The sequence below is a fragment of the Flavobacterium sp. HTF genome, assembly GCF_003105115.1.
Taxonomy (GTDB): Bacteria; Bacteroidota; Bacteroidia; order Flavobacteriales; family Flavobacteriaceae; genus Flavobacterium.
The window spans coordinates 23,957-39,088 of the sequence record NZ_QETH01000010.1 but is presented as its reverse complement, the minus strand read 5'-3'; the positions used below and the strand labels follow the sequence as shown (position 1 = coordinate 39,088).

At 33.7% G+C, this 15,132-nt stretch carries 16 protein-coding genes and 4 tRNA genes; 18 read left to right on the top strand and 2 right to left on the bottom strand.

The window, feature by feature from the left end:
- Positions 1-7: 7 nt before the first annotated feature.
- Positions 8-673 (bottom strand): ribonuclease HII, encoded by a 666-nt coding sequence (locus tag DCO46_RS04980; protein WP_116751468.1) that lies wholly within the window; start codon positions 671-673, stop codon positions 8-10.
- A gap of 169 nt (positions 674-842) precedes the next feature.
- On the opposite strand from DCO46_RS04980, the gene DCO46_RS04975 reads away from it, so the two are divergent.
- The 5 genes from DCO46_RS04975 to DCO46_RS04955 all read left to right on the top strand — a co-directional run bounded on the left by DCO46_RS04975 (position 843) and on the right by DCO46_RS04955 (position 6,448).
- On the top strand, positions 843-2,810 hold the full coding sequence (locus DCO46_RS04975) for a putative porin (protein ID WP_116751467.1): 1,968 nt from the start codon (positions 843-845) through the stop codon (positions 2,808-2,810).
- A 48-nt stretch (positions 2,811-2,858) separates the two neighbouring features.
- The gene (locus DCO46_RS04970) at positions 2,859-4,220 is read left to right on the top strand and encodes a pyridoxal-phosphate dependent enzyme (protein ID WP_116751466.1); all 1,362 of its coding nucleotides are present in this window, start codon (positions 2,859-2,861) and stop codon (positions 4,218-4,220) included.
- An 81-nt stretch (positions 4,221-4,301) separates the two neighbouring features.
- Positions 4,302-4,784 (top strand): 3'-5' exonuclease, encoded by a 483-nt coding sequence (locus DCO46_RS04965; RefSeq protein ID WP_116751465.1) that lies wholly within the window; start codon positions 4,302-4,304, stop codon positions 4,782-4,784.
- A gap of 78 nt (positions 4,785-4,862) precedes the next feature.
- A complete protein-coding gene (locus tag DCO46_RS04960) occupies positions 4,863-6,134 on the top strand; it encodes a DUF2851 family protein (RefSeq protein WP_116751464.1) in 1,272 nt (423 codons plus the stop codon).
- An 86-nt stretch (positions 6,135-6,220) separates the two neighbouring features.
- Positions 6,221-6,448 carry a PspC family transcriptional regulator gene (locus tag DCO46_RS04955; RefSeq protein ID WP_047777924.1) on the top strand — a complete coding sequence of 76 codons (228 nt, stop codon included), beginning with the start codon at positions 6,221-6,223 and terminating at the stop codon, positions 6,446-6,448.
- A 52-nt stretch (positions 6,449-6,500) separates the two neighbouring features.
- Here the strand turns inward: DCO46_RS04955 and DCO46_RS04950 are convergent, their stop codons facing one another.
- Positions 6,501-7,973 carry an APC family permease gene (locus DCO46_RS04950; protein ID WP_116751463.1) on the bottom strand — a complete coding sequence of 491 codons (1,473 nt, stop codon included), beginning with the start codon at positions 7,971-7,973 and terminating at the stop codon, positions 6,501-6,503.
- 257 nt (positions 7,974-8,230) lie between these two features.
- Between DCO46_RS04950 and DCO46_RS04945 the strand changes: the two genes are divergently transcribed.
- From DCO46_RS04945 to rplK, 13 genes are all read left to right on the top strand, one after another.
- Positions 8,231-9,136 carry a ComEA family DNA-binding protein gene (locus DCO46_RS04945; RefSeq protein ID WP_116751462.1) on the top strand — a complete coding sequence of 302 codons (906 nt, stop codon included), beginning with the start codon at positions 8,231-8,233 and terminating at the stop codon, positions 9,134-9,136.
- 16 nt (positions 9,137-9,152) lie between these two features.
- Positions 9,153-10,295, top strand: a complete 1,143-nt coding sequence (locus DCO46_RS04940; protein ID WP_116751461.1) for an acyl-CoA dehydrogenase family protein — start codon at positions 9,153-9,155, stop codon at positions 10,293-10,295.
- A 133-nt stretch (positions 10,296-10,428) separates the two neighbouring features.
- Positions 10,429-10,623, top strand: a complete 195-nt coding sequence (gene rpsU / locus DCO46_RS04935) for a 30S ribosomal protein S21 (RefSeq protein ID WP_035684969.1) — start codon at positions 10,429-10,431, stop codon at positions 10,621-10,623.
- A gap of 158 nt (positions 10,624-10,781) precedes the next feature.
- Positions 10,782-11,675, top strand: a complete 894-nt coding sequence (locus DCO46_RS04930; protein ID WP_116751460.1) for a tyrosine-type recombinase/integrase — start codon at positions 10,782-10,784, stop codon at positions 11,673-11,675.
- A 34-nt stretch (positions 11,676-11,709) separates the two neighbouring features.
- The gene (gene hpf, locus DCO46_RS04925) at positions 11,710-12,012 is read left to right on the top strand and encodes a ribosome hibernation-promoting factor, HPF/YfiA family (RefSeq protein WP_017496722.1); all 303 of its coding nucleotides are present in this window, start codon (positions 11,710-11,712) and stop codon (positions 12,010-12,012) included.
- Positions 12,013-12,102: 90 nt separating this feature from the next.
- A tRNA-Thr gene (locus tag DCO46_RS04920) sits at positions 12,103-12,176 on the top strand.
- 54 nt (positions 12,177-12,230) lie between these two features.
- Positions 12,231-12,311: transfer RNA gene (locus tag DCO46_RS04915), tRNA-Tyr, on the top strand.
- Positions 12,312-12,398: 87 nt separating this feature from the next.
- A tRNA-Thr gene (locus tag DCO46_RS04910) sits at positions 12,399-12,470 on the top strand.
- A gap of 55 nt (positions 12,471-12,525) precedes the next feature.
- Positions 12,526-13,713, top strand: coding sequence for an elongation factor Tu (tuf, locus tag DCO46_RS04905; RefSeq protein ID WP_031456758.1), 1,188 nt, complete (start codon positions 12,526-12,528; stop codon positions 13,711-13,713).
- A gap of 61 nt (positions 13,714-13,774) precedes the next feature.
- Positions 13,775-13,845: transfer RNA gene (locus DCO46_RS04900), tRNA-Trp, on the top strand.
- A gap of 18 nt (positions 13,846-13,863) precedes the next feature.
- On the top strand, positions 13,864-14,061 hold the full coding sequence (gene secE, locus DCO46_RS04895) for a preprotein translocase subunit SecE (RefSeq protein ID WP_041517377.1): 198 nt from the start codon (positions 13,864-13,866) through the stop codon (positions 14,059-14,061).
- Between the two features lie 10 nt (positions 14,062-14,071).
- Positions 14,072-14,623, top strand: coding sequence for a transcription termination/antitermination protein NusG (gene nusG / locus DCO46_RS04890; protein ID WP_029273444.1), 552 nt, complete (start codon positions 14,072-14,074; stop codon positions 14,621-14,623).
- Positions 14,624-14,690: 67 nt separating this feature from the next.
- On the top strand, positions 14,691-15,128 hold the full coding sequence (rplK, locus tag DCO46_RS04885) for a 50S ribosomal protein L11 (protein ID WP_026713295.1): 438 nt from the start codon (positions 14,691-14,693) through the stop codon (positions 15,126-15,128).
- Positions 15,129-15,132 lie beyond the last annotated feature (4 nt).

Below are 15,132 nucleotides of genomic sequence, written 5' to 3'. Positions count from 1 at the left end.
TCTTTTTTTATTGGCAGAAATCAAGTTCCAGTTGTTCGGGTAAAAGCCTGAAACTCATTCGGTGGTATTTTGTCGTTCCGAATTCTCTAATGGCTTCACGGTGTTCTTTTGTTGGATATCCTTTATTTTGTTTCCAGTTATACATCGGGAATTCTTCATGAATGCGATTCATATATTCATCACGATAGGTTTTTGCCAGGACAGATGCCGCGGCAATACTTAAAAATTTGGAATCTCCTTTTATGATACTTTGATTTGGAATTGATTTTAATAGCTCTATTTCAGACAAAGAAAATTGTTTTCCGAAATTGTTTTTCATGCCCAGTTTTGCATTCAGCGAGCGATTTCCGTCGACGATAATAAATTCAGGTTTGTGGTGTAATTTTAAGATACATTCCTGCATCCCTTTCATAGAAGCATTCAGAATATTGATTTCGTCAATTTCATCAGGATGCAAATGCGTTACAGAAAAACAGACAGCATGCTGCTCTATAATGGGTTTTAGCTGCTCTCTTATTTTTTCAGACAATTGTTTACTGTCATTTAATATTTCATTATTAAAATCAGGAGGCAGAATTACGGCAGCAGCAGTCACAGGACCTGCTAAACAGCCACGTCCGGCTTCATCGGTACCAGTCTCTAAATGATGTCCTGAAAAATTTAACTGAAGCATTGTATTGAATTTAAAAAGCAAATATTATAAAATTTTCTGTAAAAACCTTCGTTTCATACTATTTACTAATGCAATGGTATAATTTGAAGTGTTTTTTTATTTATACGTTTTTATCTTTTACCTTTGCTCAACAAATTTTTGCCGAAATAACTCTATATAAAGCTATCAAATGAGAATATTCTTTTTTCTATATCTATTAGTCGTACCAATATTATTATTTTCTCAGGAAAAAAATACGTCTAAAAATAATCTGGATATGAATACAAAATATTCAAGTATAACAGATACCGTAAAAAAGAAAAAAGCTAAAATTGCTACCATAGATCAATACCAGATTATTACTTTGGAGCATGATACGACCTATGTTGATACATCATTGACATTAAAAAGTGCTTACAGACACAACTATCTTAGAAAAGATAATTTTGGACTGTTGCCTTTTTCTAATATCGGACAGACTTATAATACGTTACAATATAGTTTAACCGATTTTTCACCTTATCCTGAAATTGGTTTTAGAGGAAAGCATTTTAATTTTTTAGAAGCGAACCAGATTAACTATTACTCTGTAGCAACTCCTTTAACAGAACTCTTTTTTAATTCAACAATTAATAAAGGGCAGAATGTTGACTCCTTTATTACATTAAATACCTCAAAAAACCTTAATTTTTCTTTGGCATACAGAGGATTACGGTCTGAGGGTGATTACATTAACCAGTTGACAAGTACGGGTAATTTCAGAATGACAACCAGTTATTTTACAACTGACAGAAGATATATTTTAAATGCACATTATACCTATCAGGATATCCTGAATGAAGAAAACGGAGGGATAACAACACCTGAGAATTTTGAGAGCGGAGATAAGAATTTTGCCAATCGTCAGCGATTACAAGTTTATCTGACTGATGCTGAATCATTTTTAAAAGGAAGACGTTTGTTTTTTGATCATGGTTTCAGAATCAATCCAAAAGAAGGAAGTAATAATTTATACGTGACACATCAGTTTAATTATGAAAACAAATTTTTCGAGTACAATCAGCCTACTCTTACTTCAAACGTTGGAAACACTACGGCACTGAGATTTGGAGAATCATATGTTACCGGTGGTATTAAAGATCAGACACGTTTTGAAAAATTGTACAATAAGGCAGGTCTTGCTTATGAAAATGTACTTTTGGGTAAATTTAATTTTTTCATTGACGATTACAGATCAAATTATAAATACAACCGTATTATAATGGGTGACGAAGGGGTTAGAATTCCTGACAATTTATTTCTGCAGATCAACAATGTAGGAGGGCAGTACGAATACCAGAAGAATAAATGGAATGGCCGTTTTTTATATACAAGATCGATAACAAATCAGTCTCTTTCAGATTTAGACGCAAAATTGAGATATGACTTAAATGATAAAATCAAATTCGATTTCAGATACAGAAACATCAACAAATTGCCAAATAATAATTACAATCTGTATCAAAGCAGTTTCTTAAAATACAATTGGTATAATAATTTTAAGAATGAAAAAATAAACACGCTTAGTGCAAATGTATCTACGCCATGGTTAAATGCTGAGGTTCAGTACACGGTTTTAAAAGACCATCTTTATTTTGCAGATGTTTCTTCACCAGCTGAAAAAGATACCCTGACCCAGATTATAAATCCGGCACAATACGGCAACGTGATCAATTATTTGTCTGTAAAAGCCAGCCGTGAATTTAAATTCGGACGTTTTGCTTTGGATAACACATTTTTATATCAAAAAGTAGATCAGTCAGATTTAATTTTAAATGTACCTGATTTTGTTACCAGAAATACTTTTTATTACTCAGGTTACTTTTTTAAGAAAGCATTGTATATGCAGACGGGAATTACTTTTAACTATTTTACAGAATATTACGGTAATGATTATAACCCGGTTATTGGAGAATTTTTTGTTCAGAATGAAAAGAAAATAGGGAATTATGCCAATTTTGATTTTTTTGTAAATGCAAGGATTCGCCAGACAAGATTTTATTTAAAAGCAGAACATTTTAATGCTGCTTTTTCAGGAAACAACTATTACTCAGCACCTAATAACCCGTATCGCGATTTCGTTATCCGATTTGGTTTAGTTTGGAATTTCTTCCAATAATTCAGGGTTCTGTTTCAATTTTAAAACCAAAAATTAAATTTAAATACAATGGACTTTTCAAAAAATATTTTAGAAACAATTGGTAATACGCCATTGGTGAAACTCAATAAAGTTGTTGCTGAAATTGATGCACTGGTATTAGCAAAAGTCGAAACTTTTAATCCCGGAAATTCTGTTAAAGACAGAATGGCCGTAAAAATGATCGAAGATGCAGAAGCAGATGGCCGCCTGAAACCCGGAGGAACTATTATTGAAGGTACGTCCGGAAATACAGGAATGGGATTGGCGCTTGTAGCCATCATTAAAGGATACAAATTAATTTGTGTAATATCAGATAAACAATCTAAGGAAAAAATGGATATTTTGCGTGCCGTTGGTGCCAAAGTAGTTGTTTGTCCTACAGATGTTGAACCTACAGATCCAAGATCGTACTATTCAGTTTCAAAACGTCTGGCCGAAGAAACACCAAATTCATGGTATGTAAACCAATATGATAATATGTCAAATTCCTTGGCACATTATGAGCAGACCGGGCCGGAAATCTGGAAACAAACAGACGGTAAAATCACACATTTTGTAGTTGGAGTAGGAACCGGAGGAACAATTTCGGGAGTTGGAAAATACTTAAAAGAAAAAAATCCAAACATCAAAATCTGGGGAATTGATACCTACGGATCCGTTTTTAAAAAATACCATGAAACGGGAATTTTTGATGAAAATGAAATTTACTCCTATATTACAGAAGGAATTGGAGAAGATATTTTACCTAAAAATGTTGATTTTTCTTTGATTGACGGATTTACAAAAGTAACTGATAAAGATGCAGCTGTTTACACCAGAAAAATTGCTTTGGAAGAAGCTATTTTTGTGGGGAATTCTGCCGGTGCCTGCATAAAAGGATTGTTGCAGCTTAAAGAACACTTTAAGCCCGATGATGTAGTTGTGGTATTGTTTCACGATTCAGGAAGCCGTTATGTCGGTAAAATGTTCAATGATGACTGGATGCGCGAACGTGGATTTTTAGAAGAAAGCGTAACAAAAGCCGAAGACGTTATAAAAGATCATATTGATAAGGAATTAATTGTTGTACGCACAGAAGAGTTAGTTTCACATGCAATTGAGCGTATGCGTAAATATAAAATTTCGCAAATTCCGGTGGTGGATATCAACGGATTTGTGGGTTCTGTTGATGAAACAGACTTATTTAGAAGTTACGTTGCCGATAAAAATGTTGCCGAAAAACCAATTAAAGAAGTAATGGGAAAACCTTTTCCTATTGTTAAAATGGGAACTCCGATTGAGGAAGTTTCAAAATTATTTACCAAAGAGAATGATGCTGTCTTAATTGAACTTCAAAATGGCAATCACCATATTATAACTAAATATGATATTATTGGATCTATAAAATAAGATCACATTTAATAACCTTACAATCCATAAATCTAATTTCAAAGTTAGGTTTATGGATTTTTTTAGATTCACATAAAAATTATGAATTTTATTGCCATAGATTTTGAAACTGCAACAGCTTATCATCCCTGTTCTGTTGGAATTGTTACTGTAGAAAACGGAATAATAGTAGATGAATTCGTGAGTTTGATAAAACCTCCCAACAATGAATTCAATCCGTTTACAATTCGGGTACACGGAATTTATCCCAGAGATACTGTAAATGCGAAATCTTTCGTGCAGGTCTATCCTGAAATTGAAAAGAGATTAAAAAACAAAGTGGTTGTAGCACATAATGAAAGTTTTGACCGCAATGTTTTGATGAAATCAATGCTGCTGCATGGTTTGCAATATGAAGATTTAAATATCGCTCCTAAATGGGAATGCACGGTCAAAATTTACAAAGCAAAAGGATTAAAGCCAACTAAATTAAGTGATTGCTGCCGCGAAATGAATATTCATTTAAATCACCACGAAGCTCTTTCAGATGCACGAGCCTGCGCCAAATTATATATGCTGAAATAATTGTAAATATATTTTGTAAGAATAGTATTATTTTATTTATTTTTAAGTTTTTATAAAATTAAATATAAAGACCTAACAATGAAAGAAGATTTTCTTCATTACCTCTGGAAATTCAGGAAGTTTGAAGCACTGAACCTAAGAACTGCCCAGGATGAATCGCTTGTGATTATTAAAGTTGGTGAGTATTTGGAACTTGCAGGTCCTGATTTCTTTAACGCACAAATTATAATAGGAAATCAAAAATGGGCAGGGAATGTCGAAATTCACCTCAAATCATCAGATTGGTATTTGCACGGGCATGAAAAAAATCCTGCTTATGAAAATGTAATTCTGCATGTTGTTTGGGAACATGATACAGAGATATTCCGGGAAGATAATACCGAAATCCCTGTTTTAATTTTAAAAAATTACGTTGCATCTGAAACACTAAACAGTTATTATTCATTGGTAAACCCAAAATCATGGATTTCCTGCGAAAAAGAAATTGACCGGATTGACAATTTTGTTTTTGAAAACTGGCAGGAACGTTTGTTTTTTGAGCGCTTAGAGCGCAAATCAAAATTTGTATATGATTTGCTCGAAGAAACAAATCAGGACTGGGAAGCCGTTTTATTTTGCCTGCTGGCGAAGAACTTTGGCTTAAATACAAATGGTAATACCTTTTTGCAGATCGCTAAATCAATTCCGTTTTCATTTATAAGAAAAGAAAGTTTTGAAATCGAAAATCTCGAAGCATTACTTTTTGGAGCCTCAGGATTATTGGATGCTGATAAACAAGATGTATATTTTAATGATTTAAAATTCAGGTATTTTTATCTGCTGAATAAATATCAGTTGGCAAAAGTTCATACCGATCCGCTTCAGTTTTTTAAACACCGTCCGGATAATTTCCCCACAATCAGGCTTTCACAGTTAGCTGGTTTGTATAACAGGCATCAGAACTTGTTCTCTAAAATAATTACTCTAAAATCAGTTAAGGAAGTTTATGAATTAATGAATGTTTCCGCCAGCCCGTATTGGCAGAACCATTATCAGTTTGATAAAGAAAGCCCTAAAAAAGCAAAAACGTTATCAAAAGCATTCATAGATTTGATTATATTAAATACAATTATTCCTGTTCAGTTTGCTTATTCAGAGAAAATGGGAGAGTCTGTTTTTGAAGATTTAATTGCTTTTATGAAAGAGGTTACTCCCGAGAAAAATTCCATAATCGACAAATTTGATTCTTTTGGGGTTGTATCTAAAAATGCATTTCAAACCCAGTCATTGTTACAACTTAAAAATGAATTCTGTAATCATAAAGGATGTTTGCGATGTGCCATTGGAATGGAACTGCTCAAAAATAATTAGTCATTTAGAAAATATAGATAATCAGATAATTTGTATTTTTGTCATCCTGAGTAAAGTCACAGGAATCTAAATTTAAAATCAGATATATGTCAGCTATTGTAAAACTTAAATTCTTTTTCGAAAAATATGGTTTTCACGTATCTTCAAGATTAGCAGATAAGCTGGGAATGCGTGTAACGAGCGTAAGATTGTTTTTTATCTACATTTCGTTTGTAACCGTAGGTTTAGGTTTTGGAGTCTATTTGACACTGGCATTCTGGATTCGCTTAAAAGATTTAATAAGAGCTAAACGAACTTCGGTTTTTGATTTATAAAAAAAACTCCAAATGAAAATTTGGAGTTTTTTTTATGAAATAATAAGATGTCCTATTCAACATCATTATTAATATTATTAAGTTTTGATCTTTTCTTGCTATATCCAAAATAAACCAAAACACCAATAGCTAACCAGCCAAGAGACAGTAATTGTGCGTCATGACTTAAATTAATCATTAAATAAGTGTTGATAGCAATACCTAAAACTGCAATAACTGGTAAAGCAGGAACTTTAAATGTTCTTGTTAAATTAGGTTGTTTTACTCTTAAAATCCAAACCGCGATACAAACCATTGTAAAGGCGAACAGAGTTCCGAAACTTGTCATATCAGCTAATTTATTGATAGGGGTAAAAGAAGCAACTGTAGCAATAATACCACCCAAAATAATTAAGTTAGTTTTTGGAGTTCCCGAAATCGGATTTACTTTAGAAAACACAGAAGGAATTAATCCATCTTTAGACATACCAAGGAAAATTCTTGATTGTCCCATAATCATTACCATTAGTACAGAAACTAAACCAACAGTAGCTGCAATAGTAATAATTAATCCTGCCCATCCTTGTCCGGCAATATCAAATGCATAAGCAACAGGTGCTTTAATAGCATCAGGATATTTTCCTAGCGGATTAAAATCTTTATAGTTCATCATTCCGGTTAATACTAAAGAAACCAGAATATATAAGGTTGTACAGATTAATAGTGAAGCAATAATAGCAAACGGAACATCTTTTTTAGGATTAACAGCTTCACCAGCTTGTGTAGAAACTGCATCAAAACCTACATAAGCAAAGAAAATAGCTGCAGCACCAGATACAATACCAGCAATACCATAAGCATTATGAGTTGTTTCTTTCTCAACAATCTTAGTAGCCTCTGGAATAAATGGAGTCCAGTTAGCAGTGTCAATAAAGAAAAGACCGGCAATAATTACAAATATTACAGCAGAAACTTTAAGCACAACAATAAAGTTGTTTGCTTTTGCTGCACTTCTTGTTCCTTTAATAAGTAAAGAAATAACCAAAACCACAATTAAAAAAGCCGGAAGGTTCATAGAAAAACCTTCTCCGGTATAACTGGCAGGATCAGTTGTTAGCCAGTCAGGCAAATGAATATGAAACATTTTGAGCAATTTATTAAAATACCCTGACCAGGAAACTGCTACTGTCATTGACCCCATTGCATATTCAAGAATAAGTCCCCAACCAATTATCCAGGCAAATATTTCTCCAATTGTACCATAGGCATAAGCATAAGCAGAACCTTCAACAGGTAAAATAGAAGCAAATTCAGAATAACAAAGAGCCGCAAAAACACAGGCTATACCTGCGATAATGAAGGAAACTGCCAACGCAGGACCTGCATGATAATATGCTCCGGTACCGGTAAGAACAAAAATTCCTCCACCTATAATGGCACCAACTCCAATTGCAGTAAGGCTCCATTTTCCTAAAACCCTTTTTAAATCACTTTTTTTCATATCAGCTTCAAAAGCAGATATTGGTTTAACTCGCATTATTGACATATATAATATAGGTTTGTTGTTATTAAGCTCCAAATGTATCGTTTTTTATAAAAAATAAAAACAATTATATAATTTTAAGTTATAAAATATTTAAACTTTATATAATATGTACTAAAAATATTGTTTAATCACGAATTGTGATTATTACTTTCTCTCATCATGTAAAAAAACAACAGAATGTTAAATAAATATTTTATAAAAATTTTCTTATAAAATTAATGCTATTTTTGGTTTAATAAATAGTAATTTAAATTTTAATGATTTTAAAGAGATTAACAGGATATTTTAAGTTTACAAATCACCAACGGGCAGGAATTATATTTCTTTTTAGCTTAATTATAGTTTTACAGATCGCTTATTTCTATGTGAATTTTGCTTCTCCGGACAAATTTTTTCCTGAAAAACAAAAATGGCTGGCTTTACAGACCGAAATAAATTCCTTAAAGAAGGAAAAATATAAAAACAAACCACAAGTTTATTTATTCAACCCAAATTTTATAACCGATTATAAAGGGTATAAACTAGGAATGTCAATCGAGGAAATTGACAGGCTAATGGCATTTAGAAAAGAAAACAAATATGTAAACTCGCCCGAAGAATTCCAGCAGGTCACAAAAATTTCAGATTCATTATTAAAGGTTCTTTCGCCTCTTTTTAAATTTCCGGACTGGATTAAGAACAAAAAAGAATTTGTAAATAATAAGGAGGATAATAAAGAGTATAAAAAATATCCTGAAAAGACATTTACCAAAAAAGAAAAAATAGTACTGATTGATATAAATCAGGCAACACAGGAAGATCTTGTTAAAATATATGGAGTTGGTGAAGCTATATCATTACGAATACTAAAACAAAAAGAAATTTTAGGCGGATTTGTTTCAATGGAGCAATTGAATGAAGTTTGGGGACTCTCTCCGGAAGTCCTCTATGAATTAAACAACCATTTTAAAATTTATTCACTGCCAAACTTTAAGAAAATTGCAATAAATGATATTTCTTTAAAAGAATTAGCTCAGTTTCCTTATTTTAAATATGCATTGGCAAAACAAATCATAACGTATCGAAGTATGAACGGAGATTTTAAAAATATTGAGGATTTATCAAAAATTAAAGGTTTTCCTGTTGAAAAAGCAAAAATAATTAGTTTATATTTGGAGTTCTAAAAATAACCGACTACAAATGAATTTTGATTATAACGAAACACAATCGATGATTGCACAATCGATTAAAGAATTTGCTGAAAAAAATATCCGGCCAAATATAATGGAGTGGGATGAGGCTCAGACATTTCCAATACCCTTATTTAAAAAATTAGGAGAAATGGGATTTATGGGCGTTTTAGTTCCGGAAGAATATGGAGGAAGCGGACTGGGATATCATGAATATATTACTGTTGTAGAAGAGATTTCAAAAGTAGATCCTTCTATAGGGTTATCAGTAGCGGCCCATAATTCATTATGTACCAACCACATTTTGACATTCGGAAATGAGGAGCAAAAGAAGAAATGGCTTCCAAAACTAGCTACCGCAGAATATATTGGGGCATGGGGACTAACGGAGCATAACACAGGCTCTGATGCAGGCGGAATGAATACTACAGCAGTTAAGGATGGTGATTTCTGGGTAGTAAACGGAGCTAAAAACTTTATTACACATGCTATCTCTGGAGATATCGCTGTTGTAATAGTCCGAACTGGAGAAAAAGGAGATTCAAAAGGAATGACAGCTTTTGTTTTTGAAAAAGGAATGCCAGGATTTACATCAGGAAAGAAAGAAAATAAATTAGGAATGCGTGCCAGTGAAACGGCTGAATTGGTTTTTGATAATTGCCGTATTCCCGATGCAAACAGATTAGGAGAAGTAGGGCAGGGCTTTGTACAGGCAATGAAGATTCTCGATGGAGGAAGAATTTCTATTGGTGCTTTATCACTTGGAATCTCAAAAGGAGCTTACGAAGCTGCATTAAAATATTCAAAAGAAAGACATCAGTTTGGTCAGCCAATAGCTAATTTTCAGGGAATATCATTTAAGCTGGCTGATATGGCAACAGAAATTGAAGCATCAGAATTATTATTGCATAAAGCTGCTTTCTTAAAACAGGAACATAAACCGGTTACTACAATGGGAGCCATGGCTAAAATGTATGCCTCCGAAGTTTGTGTTAAAGTGGCTAACGAAGCTGTTCAGATTCATGGTGGTTATGGATATACGAAAGATTTTCCTGTTGAGAAATTTTATCGTGATTCAAAATTATGTACCATTGGAGAAGGAACTACTGAAATTCAAAAATTAGTAATTTCCAGAAATTTATTGAAAGAATAAAGATTCTTAGTCAGATCTGATTGAGTGAATCTGTTTTTCTTTTCTGGAATAGGAAAATAATTCAGTATTTATGATTGGTAATTCATAATTAATAATTACTTTTGCAGCCTTAACGAGAGGAGGTGTCTATATTATGTTAATTATACCAATTAAAGACGGAGAAAATATCGATAGAGCATTAAAGCGCTATAAAAGAAAATTTGATAAAACAGGAACTGTTCGTCAATTAAGAGCACGTACTGCTTTTATTAAGCCTTCTGTTATCAAAAGAGCTCAAATTCAAAAAGCTGCTTACATTCAAAACTTGAGAGATAGTTTAGAGAGTTAGTATTAAGCTTTGCAAAATAATTACCGTTAGTCATCAAAAAGATATTTTTTGAGGCTAACGGTTTTTTTATGCTTAATTTTGAGATGATGAATAAGAGGGGGTAGGTAAGAAAGAAAGTTGGGAGTGAATATTACATATATAGGTAGATAGGCTTGCGTATGAAAACAAATAAAGAGGCATTTAGAGATTATCTTTTGTTGGAGAAAAAATATTCACCACATACGGCTACTGCTTATCTGAATGATATAGAGTTCTTTGAATTGTTTAATAAATCCCGTTTTGAACAGGAAAATATTGAACATGTTAATTATAGTCAGATCAGGAGTTGGATTGTTTCTTTAGTGGATCAGGATATTTCTAATGTGTCTGTAAATAGAAAAATGGCTTCCTTAAAAGCATATTATAAATTTCTATTAAAAACAAAGCAAATAGAATTAAATCCAATGTTAAAGCATAAAGCTTTAAAAACCCCGAAAAAAGTTCAGATTCCGTTTTCTGAAAAAGAACTTACGGATTTAATGGAGGAAGTAAGTGATCCTGTTGGTTTTGAAGAAATAAGGGACAAATTGATTGTTGAATTGTTTTATGCTACCGGAATACGAAGGGCAGAATTGATAAATCTGAAAATTCATAATGTAGATCTGTCTTCAAATGTAATTAAGGTTTTGGGGAAAAGAAATAAGGAGCGTATTGTTCCTGTTTTGCCGGTCGTACTGCTGCAATTTAATTTGTATTTAAAAGAGAGGGCTCTTGTTGAAAATATAGTTGATGATGATTATTTTTTTATTTCAAAAAAAGGGTTAAAATTGAGCGAATCTTTTGTGTATCGATTAATTAATTCTTACTTTAGTAGGGTCTCTGAAAAGGTAAAAAAAAGTCCTCATGTCCTTAGGCATACTTTTGCGACTCACTTATTAAATAACGGAGCAGATTTAAATTCAGTTAAAGAGTTATTAGGGCATTCTAGTTTGGCGTCTACGCAGGTGTATACTCATAATAGTTTAGCAGAACTTAAAAAAGTGTATGGTGATGCGCATCCGAGGAATAAATAATAATTCTGAAATGTTAAACCCTAAAATTTATATTATGAAGGTAGATGTTCATGCAGTTAACTTCACTGTTGACAGAAAGTTGGTAGACTTTATTCAGGAAAGAATGGATAAACTGGAAAAATACTATGATCGTGTTGTCTCGGCAGATGTTTTTTTAAAAGTTGAAAGAACAAGTGATAAAGAGAATAAGGCGGTAGAGATTAAGATTAATGTTCCCGGAGACGATTTCTTAGTTAAAAAACAGTGTAAAACTTTTGAGGAGGCGGTAGAGCTTTCGGCTGAATCTTTAGAACGTTTATTGGTAAAAAGGAAGGAAAAAATAAGAGCGCACATTTAATTGAAATTTTTTTTAAAAAATGTTTTGATTCAAAGATAAAATAGCTACATTTGCAGTCCGTTAGAAATAGCGGACTTTTTTAATGTAATTGCCAGCGTAGCTCAGTTGGCTAGAGCAGCTGATTTGTAATCAGCAGGTCGTGGGTTCGAGTCCCTCCGCCGGCTCTAAATATTTCAAATGCGATTTGAAATTGTTCATGCAATTATTGAAAAAAAAATGGGGAGATACTCAAGCGGCCAACGAGGGCAGACTGTAAATCTGCTGTGTGAACTTCGCAGGTTCGAATCCTGCTCTCCCCACAAAAAAAGAAGTTAAGATTTTGGATTGGAGATTTCGGATTTTGTAATCTGATATCTAAATTCAAAAGTCTAAAATCAGAACTCTCTGCCGGTGTAGCTCAGGGGTAGAGTGCTTCCTTGGTAAGGAAGAGGTCTCGGGTTCAATTCCCGACATTGGCTCAAGTAAGTAGGAAATTGAAAATTAATATATAACTAAGATTAAAAATTAAGTAAAATGGCAAAGGAGAATTTTAATCGTTCCAAACCGCACTTAAACATAGGTACAATTGGACACGTGGATCACGGAAAAACTACATTAACTGCAGCAATTACAAAAGTATTGTCTGATGCTGGTTACTGTCAAGCAAAATCGTTTGATCAAATCGATAACGCTCCAGAGGAGAAAGAAAGAGGTATTACTATTAATACATCACACGTAGAGTACGAAACAGCTAACCGTCACTACGCTCACGTTGACTGTCCAGGTCACGCGGATTACGTAAAGAACATGGTTACTGGTGCTGCTCAAATGGACGGAGCTATCTTAGTAGTTGCTGCTACAGATGGTCCAATGCCACAAACTCGTGAGCACATCCTTTTAGGTCGTCAGGTAGGTATTCCAAGAATCGTTGTTTTCATGAACAAAGTGGATATGGTTGACGATGCTGAATTGTTAGAGCTTGTTGAAATGGAAATTAGAGATTTATTATCTTTCTACGAATATGATGGAGATAATGGTCCTGTAGTTCAAGGTTCTGCTTTAGGAGGATTGAATAATGATCCTGCTTGGGTACCAAAAATCATTGAATTAATGGAAGCTGTTGATGCTTGGATCGAAGAGCCAGTGCGTGACGTAGCAAAACCATTCTTGATGCCGGTTGAAGACGTATTTACAATTACTGGTCGTGGAACTGTTGCTACAGGTCGTATCGAAACAGGTATTGCTAATACAGGAGATCCAGTTGAAATCATTGGTATGGGAGCTGATAAATTAACTTCTACTATTACAGGAGTTGAGATGTTCCGTAAAATCCTTGACAGAGGTGAAGCTGGAGATAACGTAGGTTTATTGTTAAGAGGTATTGATAAAGAATCTATCAAAAGAGGAATGGTTATCATTAAGCCAGGATCAGTAAAACCACACGCTACTTTCAAAGCTGAGGTTTATATCTTGAAAAAAGAAGAAGGTGGACGTCATACTCCATTCCATAATAACTACCGTCCACAGTTCTACGTACGTACAACTGACGTAACAGGAGTTATTACTTTACCAGAAGGAGTAGAGATGGTAATGCCAGGAGATAACTTGACTATCAATGTTGCTTTATTAAGCCCAATCGCAATGAGCGTAGGTTTACGTTTCGCTATCCGTGAAGGTGGTAGAACAGTAGGTGCAGGTCAGGTGACTGAAATCGTAGGATAATCCTATAAAAAACTATAAAAAGCCAGTTGATTTTCTTAACTGAAGTCACTGGCTTTTAATTACGGGCGTAGTTCAAGGGTAGAATAGCGGTCTCCAAAACCGTTGATGGGGGTTCGAATCCCTCCGCCCGTGCAATAAAAAATTTATCAAATGACAAAAGTTACTAATTATTTATCAGAGGCTTTCGAGGAGTTAAAGTCAAATGTTACTTGGCCAGCTTGGGCTGAGGTTCAAAAATTGACAATTGTTGTGGCTGTATTTTCAGTTCTATTTGCTTTGGCAACATGGGGAGTAGATGAATTTTTTGCAAAAGCTTTAGCTGGATTTTTTAACTGGTTAAAAGGATAATTTTTTTGTGATGGCAGATAATAATGTGAAAAAATGGTATGTAGTTAGAGCTGTAAGCGGACAGGAAAACAAAGTCAAAGCTTACATCGAAACTGAAATTGCCAGATTAGGTATGGGTGATTATGTTTCCCAAGTTCTAGTGCCTACAGAAAAAGTAGTTACTGTAAAAGAAGGGAAAAAAATGTCTAAGGATAAAGTTTATTTCCCTGGATATGTTATGATCGAAGCCAATTTAGTTGGTGAGATACCTCATATTATTAAATCTATTACAAGTGTAATTGGTTTTTTAGGAGAAATCAAAGGCGGAGAACCTGTGCCATTGAGACTTTCTGAAGTAAATCGTATGTTAGGTAAGGTAGATGAGCTTGCTGTTAATACAGATACTCGCGCTATTCCGTTTAACTTAGGTGAAACTGTTAAGGTAATTGATGGTCCATTTAATGGATTTAACGGTACGGTTGAAAAAATCAATGAAGAGAAGCGTAAACTTGAAGTTATGGTTAAGATTTTCGGAAGAAAAACACCATTGGAATTGAGTTTTATGCAAGTTGAAAAAGTATAATTTTTTGTTACATATATAATATCCATTGTAATCGCTTCCATTGATTACAGTGTTAAATTTTTTAAAAATGGCTAAAGAAATTAGTAAGGTAGTTAAACTACAAGTTAAGGGAGGTGCTGCGAATCCGTCGCCACCGGTTGGACCTGCTTTAGGAGCTGCTGGGGTTAATATCATGGAGTTCTGTAAGCAATTTAATGCTAGAACTCAGGATAAACCTGGCAAAATTTGTCCAGTGCAAATCACTGTGTACAAAGACAAATCATTCGATTTTGTTGTTAAGACTCCTCCAGCAGCAGTTCAGTTAATGGAAGCTGCAAAGCTAAAATCTGGTTCTGGTGAGCCTAATCGTAAAAAAGTAGCTAGTGTTACTTGGGAACAAATTAGAGCTATTGCTGAAGACAAAATGCCTGACTTAAATGCTTTTACAGTAGAAAAAGCAATGAGTATGGTTGCTGGAACAGCTAGATCTATGGGTATAACTGTATCAGGAGATGCTCCTTTTTAATTAA

What these genes read in the sequence shown, in the direction of transcription:
- DCO46_RS04980 (WP_116751468.1), bottom strand. Translation starts at nt 673, where the DNA reads ATGCTTCAGTTAAATTTTTCAGGACATCATTTAGAGACTGGTACCGAT.
- DCO46_RS04975 (WP_116751467.1), top strand. Translation starts at nt 843, where the DNA reads ATGAGAATATTCTTTTTTCTATATCTATTAGTCGTACCAATATTATTA.
- DCO46_RS04970 (WP_116751466.1), top strand. Translation starts at nt 2,859, where the DNA reads ATGGACTTTTCAAAAAATATTTTAGAAACAATTGGTAATACGCCATTG.
- DCO46_RS04965 (WP_116751465.1), top strand. Translation starts at nt 4,302, where the DNA reads ATGAATTTTATTGCCATAGATTTTGAAACTGCAACAGCTTATCATCCC.
- DCO46_RS04960 (WP_116751464.1), top strand. Translation starts at nt 4,863, where the DNA reads ATGAAAGAAGATTTTCTTCATTACCTCTGGAAATTCAGGAAGTTTGAA.
- DCO46_RS04955 (WP_047777924.1), top strand. Translation starts at nt 6,221, where the DNA reads ATGTCAGCTATTGTAAAACTTAAATTCTTTTTCGAAAAATATGGTTTT.
- DCO46_RS04950 (WP_116751463.1), bottom strand. Translation starts at nt 7,973, where the DNA reads ATGTCAATAATGCGAGTTAAACCAATATCTGCTTTTGAAGCTGATATG.
- DCO46_RS04945 (WP_116751462.1), top strand. Translation starts at nt 8,231, where the DNA reads ATGATTTTAAAGAGATTAACAGGATATTTTAAGTTTACAAATCACCAA.
- DCO46_RS04940 (WP_116751461.1), top strand. Translation starts at nt 9,153, where the DNA reads ATGAATTTTGATTATAACGAAACACAATCGATGATTGCACAATCGATT.
- rpsU (WP_035684969.1), top strand. Translation starts at nt 10,429, where the DNA reads ATGTTAATTATACCAATTAAAGACGGAGAAAATATCGATAGAGCATTA.
- DCO46_RS04930 (WP_116751460.1), top strand. Translation starts at nt 10,782, where the DNA reads ATGAAAACAAATAAAGAGGCATTTAGAGATTATCTTTTGTTGGAGAAA.
- hpf (WP_017496722.1), top strand. Translation starts at nt 11,710, where the DNA reads ATGAAGGTAGATGTTCATGCAGTTAACTTCACTGTTGACAGAAAGTTG.
- tuf (WP_031456758.1), top strand. Translation starts at nt 12,526, where the DNA reads ATGGCAAAGGAGAATTTTAATCGTTCCAAACCGCACTTAAACATAGGT.
- secE (WP_041517377.1), top strand. Translation starts at nt 13,864, where the DNA reads ATGACAAAAGTTACTAATTATTTATCAGAGGCTTTCGAGGAGTTAAAG.
- nusG (WP_029273444.1), top strand. Translation starts at nt 14,072, where the DNA reads ATGGCAGATAATAATGTGAAAAAATGGTATGTAGTTAGAGCTGTAAGC.
- rplK (WP_026713295.1), top strand. Translation starts at nt 14,691, where the DNA reads ATGGCTAAAGAAATTAGTAAGGTAGTTAAACTACAAGTTAAGGGAGGT.